Raw genomic sequence first — 4,685 nt, 5'->3', positions numbered from 1 at the left:
CGCTCGGGGTCGGCTCCGGGCTCTCGGGCTCGCTGGGCTCGGGGGACTCCGGCTCGCTGGGCTCCGGGGACTCCGGCGGGGTCTCGCCGCCGCCCACGGTCCAGTCGGCCGAGGCGGACGCGGACACGCTGGTCTCGCCGCCCTCGGCGGTGATCAGGGTCTGGGTCGGCTGGGACTCCTCGTCCCCCTTGAACAGGCGGCCGGTCGCGACGGTCGCGCTGGCCTCCAGGGAGAAGCTGGCCTGGCCCGCCTCGGCGTCGGCCGGGACGGCGAAGCCGACGGTGTCACCGTTGCCGACCTCGGTGACGGTCTCGCCGGTCTCCAGGTCGACCAGCTGGACGCCCTCGGGGGCCTGGAGGTCCACCGGGATGGAGCTGGCGTTGGTCTGGATGAGGAACTCACCGACGGTCTCGCCGGCGGTGCCGGAGGCCGTGCCCGGCGTGATGCTCAGGGCCGGGGCGGGCTCGGCGGTCTGCGGCAGCTCCTCGGCGTTCTCGATCAGGTAGGTGTAGACCGTCCTGACAGCCTGGGAGTTGCCCTCGTCCTCGAGGTCCACGCCGTTGCTGAAGTGCCAGATCGCGGCCTGGGTGGCGCCCAGGGCGTCCCGCTGGCTCAGGCCCTCGACACCGGCGGCCGCGCCCAGCTCCTCGGCGCTCAGGGCCGGGTAGGCGTTCTGCAGGATCCAGTGGACCTTGGCGGGCGCGGCGAACTCGCCCTTGCCGGGGTAGTTGGCCCAGTCGTCCTCGTTGTAGAAGGCGCCGCCGCGGATCTGGGTCTCGAAGTCGATGCAGTAGGTCGTCAGGACCGTGCCGTCTTCGAGCTCCAGGTTGAAGAGGCGGGTGCCGATGGTTTCGCCGGTCATGCGGACGTCGGCGCCGTTCTCGGCGTTGCCGATGTACTTCCCGCGGACGGCACCATCGTAGGTCTCCGCGGGGTCCGCGGCCGCGGGGGCGGCCAGGCCGAAGGCCAGGAACGCGGCTGCGGTGGCCGCCAGGCCGGTACGGCCGACGGTGCGGGGGAGGGAGGAGATACTCAAATTGTGTCCCGGTGTGTTCTAGGGGTAACCGGATGGAAGGATGTCCGCCCAAAGGACGACGGGAACCGATGGGACGGACGGCGGTGGCCACGGTGCGACGGTCGCCGGAGGGAAAAACCGGTGCCGCCTGCTGCGTTCACCCGTTCCGGGGGGTCACCACGTCGGGGTCGGATCGTGGCGCCGTGTGGGGTGGGCGCGATCTTCCGGTGGGGCTCGCTGTGACGCGGGAGCCGGTCGCGCTTGCCGTGGGGGCCAACGCTCGCCTGATACTAGCGATCCCCTTCGCTACTTCCAAGCTGGTTCGCGGAAAATGTGACCGGATACGGGCAGGAAAAAATTCCTCGCAGGTAGATCCGCATTATGTCCAAAAGCTATGCAACGAAATCGGGACTTCCGCGTCCCCCAGCGCGGTCAGTCGCGTCGTTTACGTCCCACAACCAGGATGATCAGGCCGGATACCACCAGGGCCCCCGCGATCACCAGCAGCCCGGACAGCCAGGTTCCGGTGAGGGCCAGATCGTCCTCGGGGATTCGGTCCTCCGCTGTGGGAGATACCTCCTCGGCGGGAACCTCCTCCTCGACGGCCTCCTCGGTGGCGGGGGGCTCCTCCTCCGGCACGGGCTCCGGGCTCGCCGCGGCCACCGGCTCCTCGGTCTGCTCCGGGTGCCACGTGAACGTCGCGGTGGCCGAACTCGTCGCCGAACCCGCCTCCGCGGTCACCAGGGACCGGGTGCGCACGCCGTCCCTGCCGGTGAACAGGCGCCCCTGCGGCAGCGGGAAGTCCCGGCCGTGCAGGTGCAGGGTCGCCACGCCCGCCGGGACCGACGGGTCCACGTCCAGGAAGACCCGCTCGCCGTCGCCCAGCTGCGTGACCTGCTCCCCGTCCGCGTCGACCAGCCACGACGCCGGGGCGCCGCGCACCGACACCGACACCGGCTCCGCTCCGGAGCTGTGCACGGTCAACGGCCCCAGCGGCTCCTCGGGGGCGACCGCCTCCACGTGGGACGGCGACACCGCCAGGGACCGGGAGACGGTGTTGTCCGGCGCGGACGCGCTGCCCTCCACCAGGTGGTCGTACAGCGCCATGACGCCCGGGTCGTTGGCGCCAGGGTCCGGCCGCACCCCCTCCAGCACGTGCCACAGGGCGGCCTGGGTGCCCGCGATCGCCCGTGCCTCGTCCAACCGGGGCAGGTCGCTCCCCTCCAGCAGGGACTCCAGACCGACCGTCGGATAGGAATGGGAGACGATCCAGTCCGCCCGGTCGGCGGGATCCGTTTCCTGCGGGGTTTCGGTCCACTCCGGAACGTCCGACCACGCTGACTCCACGTAGGCCGCGTACGGGTGGACCTCCTCGTCCGCGGTCACCGTGTAGGCCCGGACCGAGGCGTGTTCGGCCACGCGCAGGCTGAACAGCGCCGTGTCGGCCTCCCGGCCGTCGGCGAGCACGAGCGGCGCGCCCTCGACGGGGTCGCGGTCCACACGTGAGAAGTCGTCGGCGCTGGCCGCCGGGGCGCCCAGCAGGGTGCCGATCAGGGCCGAGGTGGAAAGCAGCGCGGCGTACCGACGCAGGATGCCGGACATGCTCGTGCGCTCCCGTGAGAAGGCGGCGGCCGCAGTGCGGGGCCGCCGGCGAAATCGTCTTCCTGGGCCACCCAGACTAACGGTCCGGCACCCGGTGGCAGCGGACATTCCCCTGACAGCGTCCCAATCGTGTACTGGCCGTGATGTCCGGTGACCCGGCCGTGACTCCGCTGTCGGGCACCCCACTCCCGCGCGCTCGGTAGGCTGAGCTGGAAGGTATGTCGTCTACGGAAGCGGGTTTGCGGCGATGGCCCACGCGGTACGTCCCAGTTCTGCCACGAACAGCGGTCCTGCGCCGGTGGCCTACGAGCAGGCACTGGCCAGGTACGAGCCCGTGCTCGGCCTGGAGACCCACATCGAGCTGGGCACCGCCTCCAAGATGTTCTGCTCCTGCCCCACCGCGTTCGGCGCCGCCCCCAACACGCAGGTGTGCCCGGTCTGCCTGGCGCTGCCCGGCTCCCTGCCGGTCGTCAACGAGAAGGCGGTCGAGGGCGCCATCCGGCTGGGCCTGGCGCTGAACTGCTCCATCGCCCCCTGGGGCAGGTTCGCCCGGAAGAACTACTTCTATCCGGACATGCCGAAGAACTACCAGATCTCCCAGTACGACGAGCCGATCTGCGTCGACGGCCACCTCGACGTCACCGTCGACACCCCCGACGGCCCCCGCGTGTTCCGCGTGGACATCGAGCGGGTCCACATGGAGGAGGACACCGGCAAGACCTCCCACGTGGGCGGGGCCACCGGCCGCATCCACGGCGCCGACTACTCCATCGTCGACTACAACCGCGCGGGCATCCCGCTGCTGGAGATCGTGACCAGGCCCGTCACCGGCACCGGCGACCTGGCGCCCCTGGTGGCCCGCGCCTACGCCGCCGAGCTGCGCGACCTGGTCCGCTCCCTGGGCATCTCCGACGTGCGCATGGAGGAGGGCTCCATGCGCTGCGACGTCAACGTCTCCATCAACCCGCGCGGCGCCTCGGAGTGGGGCACCCGCAGCGAGACCAAGAACGTCAACTCGCTGCGCTCGGTCGAGCGGGCCGTGCGCTCGGAGATCGAGCGCCAGGCGGGTGTGCTCGACGCCGGGCAGAAGGTCGTGCAGGAGACCCGCCACTTCCAGGAGAACACCGGCCGCAGCATCTCCGGCCGCTCCAAGGAGGAGGCGCAGGACTACCGCTACTTCCCCGACCCCGACCTGGTGCCCGTCGCGCCCTCCGAGGAGTGGGTGGAGGAGCTGCGCGCCACCCTGCCGGAGCTGCCCGCCGCCAAGCGCGCCCGGATCCGCGCCGAGTGGGACCTCACCGACACCGAACTGCGCGACCTGGTCAACGCCGACGCCATCGACCTGGTCGCGGCGACCGTGGCCGAGGGCGCCCCGTCGGCCGAGGCCCGCAAGCTGTGGCTCAACGAGCTGTCGCGCCGCGCCACCGAGCAGGAGGTGGAGCTGGCCGCCCTGCCCATCACCCCGGCGCAGGTCGCGCGCGTCATCGCCCTGGTCGCCGAGGGCACGCTCACCAACAAGCTCGCCCGCCAGGTGGTGGAGGGCGTGCTGGCCGGTGAGGGCGAGCCCGACGCCGTGGTCGAGGCCCGCGGCCTCAAGGTGGTCAGCGACGACGGCGCCCTCGGCGCGGCCGTGGACGAGGCCATCGCCGCCAACCCCGACGCGGCCGACAAGGTGCGCGGCGGCAAGGTCGCCGCGGCCGGAGCCCTGGTGGGCGCAGTGATGAAGGCGACCCGGGGCCAGGCCGACGCGGGACGCGCCCGCGAGCTCATCCTGGCCAAACTCGGCGCGAGCTGATCCGTTACGGCGGCCTCCGTGCGGCACCGGGCCCGTGTGCCCGGTGCCCTCCGTCCGTCCCCCCCCGCGGCGGACGGCCGTTCCGGGGAGGCCGTACTGTCTGTCACCCGGTTCGTCCCGTTCTGTCGGTGCCGGGTGGCACCCTGCATGGGCCGTGGGCTGCCGGGTAGGCGGGAGGGGCCCGGGACCCGCTTCCGGGAACCGCGCCGTGCCCGGAGAACGGGGGCGGATGCCCCGCGGGGCCGCGACGCGCCGGGGCGGGCACCGGAGGGG

3 protein-coding genes are annotated in these 4,685 nt (G+C 72.3%); 1 reads left to right on the top strand and 2 read right to left on the bottom strand.

The genetic code is table 11. The features are described from left to right. The coding region (locus DQW06_RS10230; protein ID WP_117198353.1) for a thioester domain-containing protein at nt 1-1,036 on the bottom strand (1,036 nt) is incomplete at its 3' end. Nucleotides 1,037-1,447: 411 nt separating this feature from the next. Then, entirely contained in the window at nt 1,448-2,617 is a 1,170-nt protein-coding gene (locus DQW06_RS10225) for a thioester domain-containing protein (RefSeq protein ID WP_013151225.1), read from the bottom strand. 298 nt (nt 2,618-2,915) lie between these two features. On the opposite strand from DQW06_RS10225, the gene gatB reads away from it, so the two are divergent. After that, nucleotides 2,916-4,412 carry an Asp-tRNA(Asn)/Glu-tRNA(Gln) amidotransferase subunit GatB gene (gatB, locus tag DQW06_RS10220; RefSeq protein WP_013151226.1) on the top strand — a complete coding sequence of 499 codons (1,497 nt, stop codon included), beginning with the start codon at nt 2,916-2,918 and terminating at the stop codon, nt 4,410-4,412. Nucleotides 4,413-4,685: the final 273 nt, after the last annotated feature.

This window comes from Nocardiopsis sp. TNDT3 (assembly GCF_003427465.1).
Taxonomy (GTDB): Bacteria; Actinomycetota; Actinomycetes; order Streptosporangiales; family Streptosporangiaceae; genus Nocardiopsis; species Nocardiopsis dassonvillei.
This window is presented reverse-complemented; position numbering and strand designations above follow the sequence as displayed.

Bases quoted from the DNA above. Each gene is read 5' to 3' on its own strand.
- DQW06_RS10225 (WP_013151225.1), bottom strand. From the start codon at position 2,617: ATGTCCGGCATCCTGCGTCGGTACGCCGCGCTGCTTTCCACCTCGGCC.